Source organism: Argonema antarcticum A004/B2, assembly GCF_023333585.1.
Classification (GTDB): Bacteria; Cyanobacteriota; Cyanobacteriia; order Cyanobacteriales; family Aerosakkonemataceae; genus Argonema; species Argonema antarcticum.
This window is the reverse complement of the sequence record NZ_JAIQZN010000130.1, coordinates 1-16,992: the sequence shown is the minus strand read 5'-3', so window position 1 is coordinate 16,992 and position 16,992 is coordinate 1. Positions and strand designations below refer to the sequence as shown.

Here is a 16,992-nt window from a genome sequence, read left to right as displayed (position 1 = left end):
CAAGGGGGACAAGGGGGACAAGGGGGACAAGGGGGACAAGGGGGACAAGGGGGACAAGGGGGACAAGGGGGACTCTTCCTCCCAAACAACTACTTATGACCACCTATCCCCAAAATCTAAAATCTAAAATCCAAAATCCAAAATCCAAAATCCAAAAGCGGGGAAGAGGGGAAAAGTAATAATGGGGGAAAGAGTTGAGGCGGGGTTGATGGGGATGCTGTCGGTTAAAGAAGCAGAAATAATTATTTTAGATTTGGTGCAGGCGCTAGATCGAGAGCGGGATACAGAGATTGTAGAGTTATTGGCTGGGGCCGATCGCATTTTAGCCGCAGCGGTGACAAGTCAACTCGATTTTCCCCACTGGGACAATTCGGCGATGGATGGATATGCTGTTCGTTATGCCGATGTGCCTAGTTGTAGTGCCGAACAGCCAGCTGTACTGGAAATTGTAGAGGAAATACCGGCTGGATATCAACCTCAACGCTCTATTGAACCCGGACAAGCTGCCCGGATATTGACTGGTGCTATGATGCCAGCTGGTGCGGATACGGTGGTGATGCAGGAGGTGACGCGCAGAGAAGGCGATCGCGTTTTCATCCACTCAGCACCTCAACCCCAAGCATTTGTGCGCCATCAGGGATCTTTCTACAAAGCTGGAACATCCCTACTACCGCCGGGAATTCTTCTCAGTGCTACGGAAATAGCTGTACTCGCATCTGCCCAGTGTACCCAACTTTCAGTTTACCGCCGCCCTCGCGTGGCAATTCTGTCCACTGGTGACGAACTGGTGACGCCCGAAGGGCTTCTGCAACCCGGTAAGCTTGTAGACTCGAATCAGTACGCTCTGGCAGTTTTAGTGGCGCACATCGGCGGCATACCCCAGATGCTGGGCATTGTTCCCGATCGACCAGAGGCGCTTAAAAGTGCTATATCTCATGCCATTGCATCTGCTGATATAGTAATTTCTTCCGGCGGTGTCTCAGTCGGCGATTACGATTATGTAGATGAAATTCTAGCATCGCTAGGTGCCGAAATTCACATTCGCGCGATCGCCATCAAACCCGGTAAACCACTAACTTTCGCCACTTTTACACCAAACACAACTCAGCACTCAGTACTATATTTCGGTTTGCCGGGAAATCCAGTATCATCTTTGGTGACTTTCTGGCGATTTGTGCAACCGGCGCTGAGAAAACTTTCTGGGCTTTCCCAGTCTTGGGGGCCAAACTTTGTGAAGGCGAGAACATATCACGATTTGCGTTCCGATGGCAAACGGGAAACATATCTTTGGGGTAAATTACATTTAGTAGATGGCATTTACGAATTTCATTTAGCAGGTGGTAGCCACAGTTCCGGTAACTTGATTAATTTGGCACAAACAAATGGTTTAGCTGTTTTGCCAGTAAATGTAAAATTTATCCCAACTGGAGATATAGTACAAGTTTTACAGGTTGGTTAACTTTTTAGAGTGATATCGTCAAATTGTCTGTTGTCATCGTTGGTTAAATTTTTACCGCAGATGAAGACAGATGAACGCAGATGAACGCAGATAAGAGAATTTTTTGGGTAACTGATTGCGATTGGATATTACAGCGATGAAGTACACTCCAGAAACCGGGTTTCTTGAAGAAACCCGGTTTCTTTGTATCTCACTCACCTGAAAAGCGCTATAATTCCACCAAACCCTTGATTGATTATAGCTCCTTCTTCTCCTAGCGCCTAGTTGTAACTAGCAACTATTTAAATTCCTTTTTCAAGGAAGTCCTCCGCAATCTGATACCATTCTTCCCGCAAAACTGCATCTTCTGGCGAATTCGTTAGCAAGCGTCCGCGTAACTCAGGATGTTTAGAGTAAAATCTTTCATTTACTTTCGTGTTAAACACAGCGTCGGAAATTCTTAAAGCTTTGCGACGATTTAAAAGTTTGTCGGCTCGGTTGTTTTGGTTTAAACTAGGTAATGGCAAAACCTTTCGCTGAGTTAGCGCGATCGATCTTGTCGCCTGCATCAACCAGTCAAACCCTGCCCACGCACCAAACCCAGTTACTACAGTCAAGCCGATCCCCGCAATTCTCGTTACCCACCGCTTCAAGAAACCTTTGGCAGGAGGCACTATTATTGTATGACTAGATGGAGTACTGGCTTGCGGTGCAGGGGGAGTGCGGTTACCCGGAGCAACCACCATAGTACGTATGTGCGAAATATTTTGGTTTGCAGGTTTGGCTGGTGTTGCAGACTGGAGAACTTGGAGTACTTCGTCGGCAGACTGGTAGCGATCGCTCGGTTTATAAGCTAACATTTTCTTCAATATCGCTTCCAGTGGAGCGCTCACCTTAATTTCCTTTCCCCAATGCCAAATTCCTTTATAGCTGTCGTATAATTCCTGGGGTTTCTTACCAGTCAGCAACACCAACGCCGTCACTGCTAAAGAGTACAAGTCGCTGTTGGGAAATACTTGTCCCTGTTGCATTTGTTCCTCTGGAGCATAACCTTCTTTGCCCAACAAAGTCGGTAATTTACCTACCTGAGTAAACTTTGAAATAGCTGTTACCGCAACTTCCTTGACGCCGCCAAAATCAATTAGCACCGGCAAATTGTCAGAAAGCCGCAAGATGAGGTTATCTGGAGAAATATCTCGGTGAATTACTCCCTGAGAGTGGATGTACGACAAAATTGGTAATACTTGGCACAATATTTGTTTTACTTCCGCTTCAGGGAAACTTCCGCGAGACTTCAACAAATCGTACAAAGTTTGACCATCAACATAATCTTGCGCCAAAAACAAGCCATCGACTCCACCTGCATCTGTATCGAAAAACTCCCGAAATCCAGGCAACTGAGAATGGTTTAATTTATAAATAGCACTGGCTTCTCGCTCAAATAATTCCTTGGCTTTTTGTAACTCGTGAGATCCTTTTACCTGGGGCGCAAATTCCTTGAGAACGCAACGCTCGTTGAAGCGATTGAGATCTTCTGCTAAATAGGTGCGTCCAAAGCCTCCAGCCCCCAAATGACTGAGAATGCGATAGCGGGTTTCTAGAATTTGCCCCACAGGAAGCCAGAGCGGTTCGCCGCATTGGAAACAAAAGCGGCTGGTGGTCTGATTTTCATGTCTTTTAGTGCAATAGAGCGACATCATAATGTTTGGGGCAATTTCTGGAAAGACGCGGTAACAATATCCAAATTCTAAGAGAGACTTGGAAAATCTGAAAAATCCCCTAGAACTTACGGTACACTTGCTGGGCTACCAAACACATATCCGACCAAAACACGGGATTGCGAATTAGCGAGGTAAAAGATTCGTTTCCCCGCGCCTTCTCTTTCTTCAATTCTTCCCTGTACCACTTCCACAACTCTTGCATTAATATAGGAGAAAATTTCAGAAAAGGTGCAACCCAGCGATCGCATGGCCTTTCTTCATCCAGGAACACGCGATAAGCTGCCACTACAGGCAAGGAGAACGGCACAGGCGCTGTAAAACCAAAATAGGTGCCGTCCATTAGACATATTGTCCCCTTAGCCTTCACCCCAACCAAATTGCTAACACCTTTAACAGAAGGATGCTCCAAGTGCTTCTGTACCAGTTGGTATAAATGTTTTTCTATCCAAAGCGCATCTTGAAGGAGAGGTAGAAGCTCAATCAACCGAGTTGTAGCAGCTTCCGATTTTATGGCGCTTGAAGAAACTGACCCCTTGGGATGAGAGTATTTCCCCGGTTTGGTAAAGTCATGTTTCATCCTGTCCAAATGAAATAGCAAATCATAGACGTGGGCTACAGAACAATGAAGAGAGCGACCAACTCCCTCCTGGTTCTGGTAGTAGGCAATTCGCAGCTGTAGTCCCTGCTTTTCGTTGAGCATATTAATATATTCCCGAATTGGCTCGAAGACGCCTTGGGCGTTCAACTTGGAGCGAGTGTCTACGGGAGTGGCGGTGTTGACGGCTACAGAAGTGGTGCTGACTTCCCTGTCGTCCAACCCACAGAGAATCTCAACTTTGACTCTGGCTGCTTTTAAAGGAACTCCTTCTATCTTGGCTGACTCGATCGCTGCTAGGGTGTGAGCCCCATTAACTATGCCGCCAGTGGCTTTGTCCTCACCCAAGTCTACCCAAACGCCTTGACTGGATTTGGTTTTTTCTATCTTGATGGAACGAGCCGTGATTTTGATACCGTTATTGCGATCGAGAAATCTTTCGGGTGCGGTACGCAGTGTGCGTAGGATCTGCTGAAAGACTTCAGTTTTTTTGTTGGGTCGCCGGAGATTGGGCGTCAGAGGCAAATCGGTGGGAAGGGAATCCACTAGAGCTACGGCGAAGCAAGTCGTTGTTCGGTTTTCTCCCTTGCTTCCATATTCAGACACAAAATCTACTGGAATAAAAAATTTATGGTTTACCATTGACTTTTTTGACCTTTGCGATCGCTATTTTCTTATTGAACACTATCAGCCGTCAAGTTTACAGCGCGTCCGCTCCTGACAATTGACTGTTAGTGCTACACTTAGCTTGGGTTAAAATTATTTTAACCCATGCTAATCACTAATTTTACCAAAGAAATTAACTACCTAACTAACACTAAAACAGCATTCACTAACGGTGAATACCCAAAACTTACAGGTTCACCTCTGTGTCTTCCGTCCCCCAAAATCTGTCAATGAATCGCCAAGAAATCGAACAAAGAACAATTCTCATTGCTTTAACAGGCAGTCAGGGTTATGGTTTAGCCACTGAAACATCCGATTGTGACTATCGCGGCATATTTATAGCGACGAAACCTTATTACCTGGGATTGAAAAGTATAGAACAAAAAGATAGCGGTTGGACAGAAGAACCGGGAAACTTTTCTTATTTATCGAAAGATACTTCTATCTATGAACTAAAAAAGTTTTTGTCACTGTCTGCTGACAACAATCCCAATATTTTGGAGCTTCTTTGGTTCAAAGACTATGCTCATATTACCGATGTCGGCAGAACCTTGAAGCAACACAAGCAGATGTTTCTGTCAAAAAAGGTGAGGCACACTTATGCGGGATACGGTTATGCCCAAATCAAAAAATTAGAGTCGCACCGTCGCTGGTTGCTCAATCCGCCTCAACGCAAGCCTGAACCAGAAGACTTTGGTTTAGCGCCAACCGAACCGCTGACGGTTGTACAACTAAATGCTTTTTTGGAATATCTCTATCTTTTGATTAGAGGTCGCATTCAGTTTTTGTCAGAGGCGGAAGAGCTTTATAACTTGCTAATGGCAGAAATAGATTTTAAGGCTGTGTTAAAGCAGTATGCTTTGCCAGAAGAGACGTTAGATTATACCACAAAAATCGCTAATACATCAGAAAATTTTATTAACTTAATCCAGAAAACTCAACAGTATCATAATGCTAATAGAGAATATGAAAACTATCAACAATGGAAGAAAAACCGCAATCCCGCACGGGCAGCAATGGAAGCGAAAGTTGGGTACGATGCCAAATTTGTTATGCAGGCGATCCGACTGTTAAAAAGCGGGATTGAGATTTTAGAAACACAGAATGTAATAATCTCTAGGAGAGAAGCGGGTGATGCCGAAGAGTTGCTGGCGATCAAAAGGGGAGAGTATAGTTATGATGAAGTGATGGCGATCGCTAATAACCTCTACCAGCAACTCGACGTTGCTTATGCCAAATCTACGCTGCCAAAAAGTGTGGATAGAGAGGCAGTCAATCAGCTTTGTATTGATTTAGTTAGTATGCAGGGTTTTTAAAGTGCTGGTATAGCTAGGGACTAGGGGCTAGGGGCTAGGGGCTAGGGAAGAGGGAAGAGGAAAAAGCTTACACCGTAAGGGATTATGGACTAAAGGTAACAGTTGGAGTTGCCTTAATCGCACTAAAGTTGCTATACATACCAGGGATAAGAGCGCTAAAGCGCAACTACATACCAAATACAGAAATTTTATGTTTCGTTACATAGGATGGTTTTTTATTGGCGACCGACTTATCGCGATCGCATAAAATGCGAACAGCGGTAAGTTCTTCTGCACCACTGACAACTCACCGCTGACAATATATTTGCTGAAATTTCACAACTTTTCAGTTTACGCTACCCCAATATTAGACTGCTCATGCTCCACAACGAAGACATTCGCGTACAGATTCGCCAGAACTTGTTTCCCCTCTTGCGTCAAATCTAAATAACGCAGCCCATCTTTAATGTAAGGATAGACCACATTCCAGTAAAACTTGGCATAGTTTTGACGCACATCGCCGGGGTGGTGGTAGCCTAAGTTTTTATTCACGCCCGTTTCTTCAAACTCATAGTACAAGGCGCTAATCTTCTTAAGATATCGCGGATCGCTTAGCTGACCGATTAAATCGGCGGCGCGAACCAAACCGGGATAATTGAGAGTGTCCTGATGATCTTCGTCTGCTGGCACAGGGAAACGGGTCAATTCAATATTGCGCTTAATCAACTCAGCATCAATTAGCTTGTGATAGCCAAAGCGTTCTTGAATAAACTGTTTGCCTCTGTCTACGTGATAAGCAGCCAGACTGGCATCAGATGAGCCTAGAGGCAATTTCACCATTGTACCGTTTATGCCCGTAGCATACAAAACTTCAGGCGGTCGGTCTTGCCTGCAAACCCCCTTAACGTACCCAATGTCATGGCACAACAAGGAAATGATGGCGTGCAACCAATCTTCGCAGGACACGCCACCCTCGCGGATGTGTTTGCCCCGCAGAATTTCTTGTCCCACCAAGGTGACTAAGATGGTGTGTTCGACATTGTGATAGAGGGCGTCGCTGTTGGCGATATTTTCCAGGGCCATGTTTCCGGCCCAACCAATTATATCAGCGTAGTCAGGCTTCCAGCCTCCATAAGTGCGCTTGTAGCCTTCTCGCAGCTGAAGAACGAAGTGGTCGATGATTAATTGCGTGGGATCGAACATGGATATTCAAACGAGACACGACAGGTATTGGGAGAGTGATGCGGTTAGTGACCGCATCATTCTGGATGGTTACTTTTTATAATGAAATGTGTTTTGGCTGTAATGGGTGATGGCAAACACCACCTGTTGTGACTTTACCTGCGTCCATGTCGGTTAACCAACAAAAAAAGCGATGCCGATCGGACGAGTTAATCTGGTATCGGGCGGAACGAAGATAGAGCCAGTATTTCCGGGTGAAGGAAGAGGCTGTCCAGTACTGCCGTTGTAGCGCAAGATCGCACCTATGCTAGAAGCATTATCGCGATTGTCAAAGCCGATCGCAAACAGATTACCATCAGATCCAAACGCCAAGCTACCGATGAAATTGCTACTTGGAGAAGTACTGGTGTAATTTGTCGATAAAACACCTAGCAAGTTCCCAGTCTGCAAATCATAGCGTCTGATATCGTTAGCAAAGTCGCTGACGTAGAGGTTGCCGTCGCGGGGGCCAATAGCCATCCCCAAGAGACTCACAAACCCAAAACTATCCGGTGACGGTGAAGGGGAAGCAAACACAGTGGATTGTCTTGTTTGCAGATTGAAACGCAGTACCTGACTGGGAAGACCATCGCTAAAATCGGCTTCACCGTTACGCGCCACACTGCCTTGAGTGGTAACGTAGAGGCTGCCGTCGGCGCTAAACAGGAGGCCGTTAGGCCCGTTTAACCCGCCCGCTTGCTGGTTTCCGGTGGCAAACACATCTATGAATTGCCCGGTTTTACCGTTGTAGCGGAGGATTTGGTCGGTTAAGAAACTGCTGACATAAAGATTGCCATCGGGGCCAAAGGCGGAACCGTAAGGGCGAAACAAACCGCCGCTTTCATCAATATTGGGCGTATTGGGATTATCGCCGACAAAGACATCAATAAATGTTCCCGTTACACCGTCATAACGCAATATTGCAGAAGCACCAATTTCTGTTGAAGTTGCAGGTTTATTTCCACTGGTGATATAAAGGTCGGATATGCCATCTCCATTGCCATCTAGCCCATAAAGCAGGTTGTCTGGAGAAAACAGTCCACCACGATTAGCGGGAATAAATTCTCCTAGAAAAGCTCCAGTCTTCGGGTCGAAACGCACCACATTGTTACCGTTGGTATTGCCAACTAGAAAAGTGTCCAGAACGCTGAAAGCTTGGACTGGCGCACGTTGTTCGTTAATGCCAAATTTTACAAAGTGGTCAAATGCTGTGAGTTCGGAACGCTGGACAGCGGCGGCGACATCTGGATTTCGTTCTAAATACGCACGAGTGTTAAACAAAGTATTGGGGTCGCGGCGTTCAAATTGACCCAATTTCTCAAAGTGGTCAAATGCGGTGATGAGATCTCCTTCAACTGCAACCGCAACATCTGGGTTTCGTTGTAGATAAACGCTGGTATTAAACAGATTGCTGGGGTCGCGACCTTCAAATTTCCCAAAATCCTCGAAGTGGTCAAATGCCACGATTTGCCTGTTGGCAACGGCGACGGCGACATCTGAGTTTTGTTCGAGATAAAAGCTTGTGTTAAACAGTGCGCTGGGGTCGCGACCTTCAAATCGACCGAATTTATTAAAGTGGTCAATTCCACTGCTAAAGGAACCATTACTTACAGCCGCAGCCACATCCAGGTTCCTGTTTAGATAAAAGCTTTCGTCGAAAAGTCCTATGGCATCTACCATGAGATAGGTTTTTCCTGTATCAACTACATAAATTACAGCATGGTACACTCAAAAGCTCGATTTAGTCAACTTAGCGATCGATCTTTGTATGGTAGACCGATTTACCCACCAAACAGAAGCCGCAACACTACAGCAAACAGTAAGAAAAGTATGACGAGTATATAGATTAGCTGGGTGACAATAATTTCTGCCCGTGTCGGTGGAATCAACACTTTTTTCATGGTGACTACTGGAATTGGAACTCCAGATGGTAGCAAAATGGTATTTCTCCTAATAGTTTGATAACCTTGCGATTCATAAAAAGGTACTGCATTTAGGGAAGCTGAAACCCACAAACATCTCGTCCGATTTTTTACGGCTTCTTTTTCTAATGCAGTCAATAATTTTTGACCAATCCCTTGACGAATAAAGACTGGATCGACAAATACGCCGTTAATCGTTGGTTCGATGAGGGAAAGAGCAGAAAACCCAACTATCTGACTTTGAATTTCTGCTACAAAAATCAGTTCTTTCCAGTTTCTACCTTTTTTCTTATTTTCTATGAGAGTCTCAATTTGACTGGCGTTATAATACTGAGCGCCAATACTTTGGATAGAATCAACCTGAATTTTTGTGATTTTGCTCATGTCTTCTGACTGAGCTAGTCGAATCGAAACAGGGGCTCTTTGAGAAGGTGACACTTTGAGAATAACACGATGAAGGATGGATTAGTCTATTTTAGGTAATGTTAAAAAGCGAATCAAAGTAGACTGGCTGAATCTGTATCTAAAAATAACGTTGCCTGAGTTTGTTGGCGGAGTGCGGAAGCTGGAATTGCCGAGCTAATCTCTCCTGTCAACATATTTTTGACCGCCGAAGCTTTACGTTTTTCGGGCGCTAGGCAGAAGATTTTTTTGGCTGTGCAGATGGTTGGTATGGTAAGTGTAAAAGCATATTGCGGTACGGCTTCAAAATTGGGAAAATGACCTTCGTTTACTTGTTGCTGGCGCGTCTTTTTGTCCAGTTTCACCAATTTTATCAGTCTGGTTTCACTAAAAGAGGCTAGAGACGGTTCGTTGAAAGCTAAATGTCCGTTCTCTCCCAAACCAAGACAACAAAGGTCAATGGGTTGAGCTTGTAAAAGTTGGGAATAGCGATCGCATTCATCCAGGGGTTGCATTGCGTCCCCTTCTATGTAATGGAAAGCAGCGGGATTTATCCGATTTTCGACGCGATCGCGCATATAGCGACGAAAACTGGCAGAATGTTCTGCATCAATCCCCAAATATTCGTCTAGGTGAAAAAGGGTAATTTTAGACCAATCCACGCCTCCTGTGGCAATTAGAGCATCTAGAAACTCGATTTGCGAGTTGCCTGTAGCCAGGAGTACAGCCGCAGACTCCTGTTGGCTGAGGAGGTTTTGCAAATAGTCTTGTGCCAGTTGCGCCACGTCTTGGGCCATAGTAGCTTCTGAGTCGTATACTCGCACCGATAAGGCATCGACCCGAAAAGTTTTGACGGGTGCTGGAGATTGTGCGGTTTGTGAATTAGACATCGCTTGCTCCTATTAACTGAAGCTAAACTCTAATTTATACCTGATAAAAGATAACGCGATACGTTGGCAAACTCAGCGTCTTCAGACCTGAGTAAAAACGAACGAGGGAATTTATTCCCCTACGTTCGGCAATCTATCGATCCAGTCCTCAATAACCTGAGTCAGATTTTTCTCTTTTGACTTAGCATACTTTTTCAGCTTGTCAAATCGTCTAATCGACAAATTAACATTTAATCTTTTTGGCTGAGCCATACTCATTTTGCACTCATCTGTATTATACTATAACATATACGGTGCAAATCAAAACAATGTACGGATGTCAGCAAGTATTAATTAAACCAGCTCAAGATTTAACAGCAATCTTAGAATTTGTTTGTGAACAATCAAATAAGCTGGCCAACTGTGGGACTTACTACGCAAGGCAGTTGTATTTTAAAACTGGCAAAATTATAGGCAGGCACGATCTAAGCTACTTGCTTAAAGGTAATCCACATTTTAAGGCTTTATATTCCCATGTTGCACAGCAAACTTTAAACAGTGTTGCCGAATCGTTTAAATCGTTTAAGGAGTTATCCAAACTATTTCAATCTGGCAAGTTAACCAATAAGCCTAAATTGCCTCAGTACAAGAAAAACAGCCTTAAATTGGCGGCTTTTCCTTCATCGGATGTGAAGTTAAAGGATGGTTTACTACGCTTGCCACTTGGTTCTAAGGTTAAAGCATGGTTCGGATTAGATGCGTTTTATCTGCCAATGCCAAGCAATTTAAACTTGGCAGACATTAAAGAGATTCGCATCTTACCCCGTAACCGATGCTTCTATGCTGAGTTTATCTATAAGTTAGAGGTTGAAAAGCTTGTACTAGCTCCCAGTAAATCACTTGGTATCGATCACGGCATTGATAATTGGTTAACCTGCGTTTCTAATATGGGAACCAGTTTTATTGTTGATGGTAAGTGGCTGAAATCTGCTAACCAGTGGTACAATAAATCGGTTTCTACTATCAAAGAAGATAAGCCTCAAGGTTTCTGGTCAAATCGCCTAGCTCGGATTACTGAAAAACGTAATCGCCAAATGCGTGATGCCGTTAATAAAGCGGCGCGAATCGTAGTTAACCATTGCCTAAATCATGGCATTGGCAGGATTATTTTTGGCTGGAATACTGGTCAAAAAGATAGCGCTGGCATGGGGAAAAAGAATAATCAAAAGTTTGTTCAGATCCCTACAGCTAAACTCAAGGAACGGATTAAGCAGTTATGCGAACTCTATGGCATTGAGTATATAGAAACTGAGGAGTCCTATACTTCCAAGGCTTCGTTTGTGGATAGAGATTTTCTACCTACTATTGGTGCAAAACCCGATGGGTGGCAAGAATCTGGCAGACGGGTTAAGCGTGGTTTGTATCGCACTGGTTTGCTTAATTGGTACATCAATGCAGATTGTAATGCTGCTGCAAACATACTCAGAAAAGTAGCGACGATGCTTGGTTTAAACTTAAGCGGAGTTGGTAGAGGTGCTTTGGCTGCGCCTCAGAGAATTAAGCTTTAATTACTCTGGAATCTCAGTCGCTTCAGCGCTGAGAGTGTCAAAACGAGATTATCTTCTATCCCAAGAACGGCTTCGCTCTTAAATCTGCTGGCAGACTGGATACATAAGTATATTATTATACCGCATAAGCAATGAAGGGGGAAGACCTCATGCGATCGTTTCCCGAACATACTCGTTTAACATCGGTTAGATTTATTTCTGCTACAAATGAACACCCTCTGGTGTAGAGATGTTTCATGAAATATCTCTACACGATCAACAAGCTGTTTTAATTTGCTGGAACAAGCAAGCATACTAATTAGTCAACCAAAATATAATTGAGATAGACTACAGTTCGTTTTTGAACCTAAATATAGAGTTCGGGCTATGAAATATCTATTATCCTTACTTTCATTAGGTCTTGCAGCTAGCGCCACAGCGATCGTTACATCTGAGGTTTGGGCAGATGTATGGCGAACAACTCAGCGGATGGCTGGCTTTTCAAGGGACAGCATTTCTTATCTTTATCTAGAAAGCTCAAGAGATACAGGAGCCGGAATTCCTAAAGCCCAAATGCAAATTGTCAACGTACCTTCCAACTCCTGCGTTCCCAATGGCTGCATAGCAACTCAATACGGTGAGTCAGAATCACAGCGAAGCACTAAAATGGCTGAGGATGATTTGCTTGCTAGAACTAGAAATTTACGGCAAAGGTTGAGATTGCTTTCTCCTAATGCCGGAACAAAACTGAATATTATTTCTCGCTCTAAGTCGCCCGATAAAAGCGAGAGTGTTGTTACCCGGTTAACTAACGGAAAAAGTTTACAAATTCGTCTCGAACAAAGGCAGATTAAATCAGCTTCACAAGGTGGTACTGCTGAAATTGAGCGAGGATCAATGCGGTTATTAATTACTTACAACGGTCGGCAACGTACCATTGGCTCGCTTAACAATTTCCGCGAGCGAGTTATTTCATATTCTTTGAGAGAAGTGTACTTATCTCCTAATGGGCGTAATGCGATCGTACTTCTGGATCTAACACAACCAACTTTTGAGGGAGTTTTGCAAACTACGCTCGTACAAGGTTTTACTCTTTGAGGTAAACTTTATGGATACACTATTAAAAGTATACGATTTAGTCTTAAAAAATGGTTGGGTAATTGACCCAAGCCAGTCACTCAATGGCCGTTTTGATGTGGCGATCGATAACGGCAGAATCGCAGCAATTTCTAATCGGCTACCTCCCCACAGAGCAAAGCAGACGGTTGCAGTTAACAATTTGATTATCTGTCCTGGCTTGATCGATTTACATACTCACGTTTATCGGGGTACAACTATTTTTGGTTTGAATGCAGATGATATAGGCATCAATGCAGGTATCACGACAGTTGTCGATCAGGGTAGCTGCGGTTACCTTACATTTCAAGGTTTTAAGTCAAATGTTGTAGATAAAGCGCAGACAGATGTACGTTCTTTTCCTTTAGTAAACCAAGGGCCAGATGGAAAGTCAGGAAATGCAGGTGTTGGTATTCAAAGTCCAGAATTGGTAGACAAAGAAGCCCTGATCGAGTTAGCTGAGAAATATCCTAAAATTGTACGCGGTTTTAAAGTGCATGGCGAATCAGGATCTATATCTCGATGGGGTATGGGCGTTCTTAAATTAGCCCGCGAGTTAGGGGATAAAACTGGTTTGCCTTTGTATGTTCATACAGGAGAATTATTTCGTGTAGACGAAGATTTTCGACCAAATCCAGAAGACGTGGTAGAAAAATTGCTTTCTTATATGAAATCTGGCGATTTATTAGCTCACTGCTACAGTAGTAAACCAGATGGTTTGATGGGAACAGCTACCAAAGTTCCCGATTCTGTTATGGAAGCAGTGCAGCGGGGAGTGCTTTTGGATTTGGGGCATGGGCTGAATTTTAGTTTTGAAATTGCCGATCGCATGATGAGTCAAGGAGTATTACCTGATGTTATTAGTAGCGATGTTCACGGCGACTTCGAGACTCCATACAATGATTCTTTTCTGAAGTACAGTTTGTGCGGTGCCATATCTAAACTGATGGCTTTGGGGTTAGATTTGGTGAGTGCGATCGCATCTGTTACAATCAATCCTGCCCGCGTTTTGAAAGCAGAAGCCGAGATCGGTACGTTACAGATTGGTTCCCGCGCAGATATCACCATACTGGAATTATTACAGGGTGATTGGTTGTTTCACGATTCACAGGGTAAGCAATTAGGAGCAAAGCAAAAATTAATGCCAGTATGGGTTGTTCGTGCAGGACAGCTTATTCAACCAAACTGCCATTTCTTAAGGGATCTAAATGAAAAAGTTGGTTGAAACCCGATCGCTTGCACGCCTTGTTAGAAACCGGGTTTCTTGCCAATGTCTTTAGCTGAAAGCCTAGATTTTTCGTCTAGAAACCCGGTTTATTAGGTCTTGTTGAGAATGGTGCAAGTTATCCAGTTGAAACCCAACTTTTAGATCGCTCTGGCAATAATGGTGCGGTGGCGAGGACTGTTGCGAGTAATAGTTGGCGTCGCGAAACCCGCGTCTACCAAAGCTTGTTCAATATCTAAACTGAAATACTGATCCAACCAAGGTTCGGTACTTTTCAGCAACGTCAGAATATACGGCGGCATCTTGGCGTAAATTTCTGATTTTGGATTCATATCCATGATGGTTAAATGACCGTTTGGACGCAGCAGACGCCGCGCTTCGCGGAAAATATGTGCCGTTGCAGCTTGCGGCAGTTCGTGACAAAGCAAAAAGATGGAGATTAAATCAAAAGATGCTGTCGGTAAACCAGTTGATTCGGCGGCGGCGTGTACCCAGCGAATTTGGGCATTACGCTGTTGGGATTTGTAGTTTGCAACTGCCAGAAAATAGGGTGATAAGTCAAGACCTGTCATCTTTGCCTGGGGATAGATATCTTGGAGGGCAAAGGTACTCATTCCCACGCTGCAAGCGATATCCAAGATGTCTTGCGGCTGGTTGGGAATTTGAGTTTTGACGATATCATGATAACTTTGACGTAGCTTGGCATCTCCATCGGCACTGGCATTCCCCCAGATAGTGGCGTGGACGGTATAGGCGGCAACTTCGACTTCTAAAGCGGCTTCCCAGCCGAGATTGCCTTTGTCGTAGGCATGGAACGATCGCAGGTAGTAATCTGGGTAAGTTATGTTGGGGTTTTGTACCTGCGCTAGGTGGGTTTCCCAGTCGTGGGTACGCAACTCCTCTACTTGCTTTGTCCAATGTACGCCTATCTTCTCGGCTCGTTTCATCATCATCTGACGAGCTTGATGTTTGGCTAAGGCAGCTATCGGTTTGACAGCAAGCACTCCGTTGATTAAGCGCGAAGCTATTCCAGGATCGGTATTTACAGTAGCAGTCATCTGATTAGTCATTTGTCATTAGTCATTTGTCATTAGTTAATTGTCAATTGTCAATTGTCAATTGTCAATTGTAATTGCTTATTTGCTAAGATCCCCTTCAGATTCAGATCCCCGACTTCTTGAAGAAGTCGGGGATCTAGATTTCAATGACTATTTTGTTTTTGGTTTGAGAGCTAACAACATTTCCATTTGACTGGTTGATGCGTCAGGCTGAGTGGCCGTCATACCAATACCGCGAATCGAAGTGAGGATGGCGTTGGCTTCTGCGGGGATGGGATTATTTTGTGCAGCAGCTAGATTGCGATTTACCAAGGACATAGTTTTGTCCATATCTACGTAAAAGTAGCCTATGTTTGGCTTCTGCAAAGAACCTGCGATCGCTTTAAAAGATTCGCTACCATCGAGAGAGTTAGAATTGGTTACCATTACATCGATAAGTGAGCTACCAACTGCCACAAATACAGATTCATTATCCAGCCAACCATATCCTAATAATATTTCTTGACTGGGAAGTTTCCATTCTTTTACTGTTTTGCCTTGGACGTTTCTTTCTGCTACCGTGATGGAGTTAGTTTGCGCGATCGCATCTATTTTAGCTAAAGTCGCTTCTGCGGTTTGGCGATCGCTTGTTTTAAACACCAATGCACCACCAAAACCAAACTGAGCTAAAAAACCTTGGTTAGATGAAATTGCTGCCAATGCAAATTCGCCATCCATCCAACCAAAAATATCTTTATCTAGGTCAAGATTGTAGCTGGTTTTCATTTGCTGTCTGTATTGGTCGAGTTGTTGTTGAAGTTGAGAATTCTTTTGCGATTCTGCTACTACAGCAGCCCAACCGCGACTGATTCCCTGTCCGCTGATCAGTGCGATCGTCTCTAGAGGAAATTGCGCCACCACCTTTCCCGGAGTAGGTTTGTACTCTACTTTAATTAAAGACGGATCTACTTTTCCTATTGCTTTCATCCGCAAACCAGAATTATCAACTCCCAATCCCATCACCAAAGATTTAACCTGCTTAAGCTGCGCCAAAGATTGCGGCGGCAATGGTGGCGAATTAGGATTGCTGGCGATTAATTGTTGTATTACATTTCCGTATTCAGGTATGTAAATTTGCGCCAGAGTATTTTGTACATCCACACCCTTGGAAAGAATGCTCGCTGCATTTTCTTTCTTAGCAAACGAAGGCTGTCCTTTGAAGGTATCTATTGCTTGTTCCACAGCTTTTCTTTCCGGTGCCAACACTAAATGATCATTTAATACAGCACTGTACGTTTTACCGCTACTGCCCGTTGTTTCCAAAATTTTGACACCATTGTAGTCTGTCTCCTGACCTTTAATTTGCGACTTAATTTTATTAGAAAAATTCCAGGCGCTAATTTTATCCTTAATCCCAACTACCATCAGAAGGTTTTGCTTTGACGGTTGATTTGGGTCTGATGGCAGAACAGCAAACATCACACTACCAAGCCAAGGATAGATATCTTTTGCATAATCAATTTTCGATTCCGCCGTCATCTGCTTGTTGAAGTCGTTTAAACCTTTGTTAATAGCAGCTTGAGCTTCGGGAGTGCCAAACTGCTGCAATTGTCCCCAAGCTTTAGGGTCTGTGGAAATCATGCCAGTCATCAATGCTTCATCCGGCACAACTTTAGCACTAGCCAGAGGACTTGTGGCATCGCTAAAAACACCTTTCAAGTAAAGATAACCAACTACGCCACCAGCTACGATAACGGCAGCGCCAATAATAACAGGATTGAGAATACCGCGTTTTTTTTCAGACATTTTATTATCCTTAGATTTGATTAGTTTGTCATCAGTCATTAGTCATTAGACTTCTCCAGAAATTAAAGGCGCGTTGCCTAGAACCCTTGTAGAGACGTTTCATGAAACGTCTCTACAAAGTTTTTTGGAGAT

The 16,992-nt window shown here is 44.0% G+C and carries 13 protein-coding genes; 5 read left to right on the top strand and 8 right to left on the bottom strand.

All coding sequences use genetic code 11. The features are described from left to right. The first annotated feature begins 214 nt into the window (after window positions 1–214). Window positions 215–1,459, top strand: coding sequence for a molybdopterin molybdotransferase MoeA (locus LAY57_RS32060; protein WP_249071244.1), 1,245 nt, complete (start codon window positions 215–217; stop codon window positions 1,457–1,459). A 281-nt stretch (window positions 1,460–1,740) separates the two neighbouring features. Here the strand turns inward: LAY57_RS32060 and LAY57_RS32055 are convergent, their stop codons facing one another. Further along, window positions 1,741–3,138 (bottom strand): serine/threonine-protein kinase, encoded by a 1,398-nt coding sequence (locus LAY57_RS32055; RefSeq protein WP_249071242.1) that lies wholly within the window; start codon window positions 3,136–3,138, stop codon window positions 1,741–1,743. A 79-nt stretch (window positions 3,139–3,217) separates the two neighbouring features. Beyond that, window positions 3,218–4,396: an AIPR family protein gene (locus LAY57_RS32050; protein ID WP_249071241.1), complete on the bottom strand. Its 1,179-nt coding sequence runs from the start codon at window positions 4,394–4,396 to the stop codon at window positions 3,218–3,220. Window positions 4,397–4,650: 254 nt separating this feature from the next. On the opposite strand from LAY57_RS32050, the gene LAY57_RS32045 reads away from it, so the two are divergent. After that, on the top strand, window positions 4,651–5,736 hold the full coding sequence (locus tag LAY57_RS32045; protein WP_249071240.1) for a nucleotidyltransferase domain-containing protein: 1,086 nt from the start codon (window positions 4,651–4,653) through the stop codon (window positions 5,734–5,736). Window positions 5,737–6,066: 330 nt separating this feature from the next. Here LAY57_RS32045 and LAY57_RS32040 read toward each other — a convergent pair whose 3' ends face one another. From LAY57_RS32040 to LAY57_RS32025, 4 genes are all read right to left on the bottom strand, one after another. Beyond that, window positions 6,067–6,918, bottom strand: a complete 852-nt coding sequence (locus tag LAY57_RS32040) for an Npun_R2479 family HD domain-containing metalloprotein (RefSeq protein ID WP_249071239.1) — start codon at window positions 6,916–6,918, stop codon at window positions 6,067–6,069. 153 nt (window positions 6,919–7,071) lie between these two features. Beyond that, the gene (locus LAY57_RS32035; protein WP_249071238.1) at window positions 7,072–8,616 is read right to left on the bottom strand and encodes a Vgb family protein; all 1,545 of its coding nucleotides are present in this window, start codon (window positions 8,614–8,616) and stop codon (window positions 7,072–7,074) included. Window positions 8,617–8,717: 101 nt separating this feature from the next. Beyond that, window positions 8,718–9,242: a GNAT family N-acetyltransferase gene (locus LAY57_RS32030; protein ID WP_249071237.1), complete on the bottom strand. Its 525-nt coding sequence runs from the start codon at window positions 9,240–9,242 to the stop codon at window positions 8,718–8,720. A 113-nt stretch (window positions 9,243–9,355) separates the two neighbouring features. Further along, a complete protein-coding gene (locus tag LAY57_RS32025) occupies window positions 9,356–10,150 on the bottom strand; it encodes a glucosamine-6-phosphate deaminase (protein ID WP_249071236.1) in 795 nt (264 codons plus the stop codon). A 308-nt stretch (window positions 10,151–10,458) separates the two neighbouring features. Here LAY57_RS32025 and LAY57_RS32020 point away from each other — a divergent pair, with 308 nt between their 5' ends. The 3 genes from LAY57_RS32020 to LAY57_RS32010 all read left to right on the top strand — a co-directional run bounded on the left by LAY57_RS32020 (window position 10,459) and on the right by LAY57_RS32010 (window position 14,017). Then, window positions 10,459–11,697, top strand: a complete 1,239-nt coding sequence (locus LAY57_RS32020) for an RNA-guided endonuclease InsQ/TnpB family protein (protein ID WP_249071235.1) — start codon at window positions 10,459–10,461, stop codon at window positions 11,695–11,697. A gap of 366 nt (window positions 11,698–12,063) precedes the next feature. Then, window positions 12,064–12,774, top strand: coding sequence for a DUF2259 domain-containing protein (locus LAY57_RS32015; protein ID WP_249071234.1), 711 nt, complete (start codon window positions 12,064–12,066; stop codon window positions 12,772–12,774). Window positions 12,775–12,784: 10 nt separating this feature from the next. Continuing rightward, window positions 12,785–14,017: an amidohydrolase/deacetylase family metallohydrolase gene (locus tag LAY57_RS32010; RefSeq protein WP_249071233.1), complete on the top strand. Its 1,233-nt coding sequence runs from the start codon at window positions 12,785–12,787 to the stop codon at window positions 14,015–14,017. A gap of 140 nt (window positions 14,018–14,157) precedes the next feature. Here LAY57_RS32010 and LAY57_RS32005 read toward each other — a convergent pair whose 3' ends face one another. Together LAY57_RS32005 and LAY57_RS32000 are read right to left on the bottom strand one after the other, a co-directional pair. Continuing rightward, window positions 14,158–15,075, bottom strand: a complete 918-nt coding sequence (locus LAY57_RS32005) for a class I SAM-dependent methyltransferase (RefSeq protein ID WP_249071243.1) — start codon at window positions 15,073–15,075, stop codon at window positions 14,158–14,160. A gap of 150 nt (window positions 15,076–15,225) precedes the next feature. Beyond that, entirely contained in the window at window positions 15,226–16,860 is a 1,635-nt protein-coding gene (locus tag LAY57_RS32000; RefSeq protein ID WP_249071232.1) for a DUF3352 domain-containing protein, read from the bottom strand. Window positions 16,861–16,992: the final 132 nt, after the last annotated feature.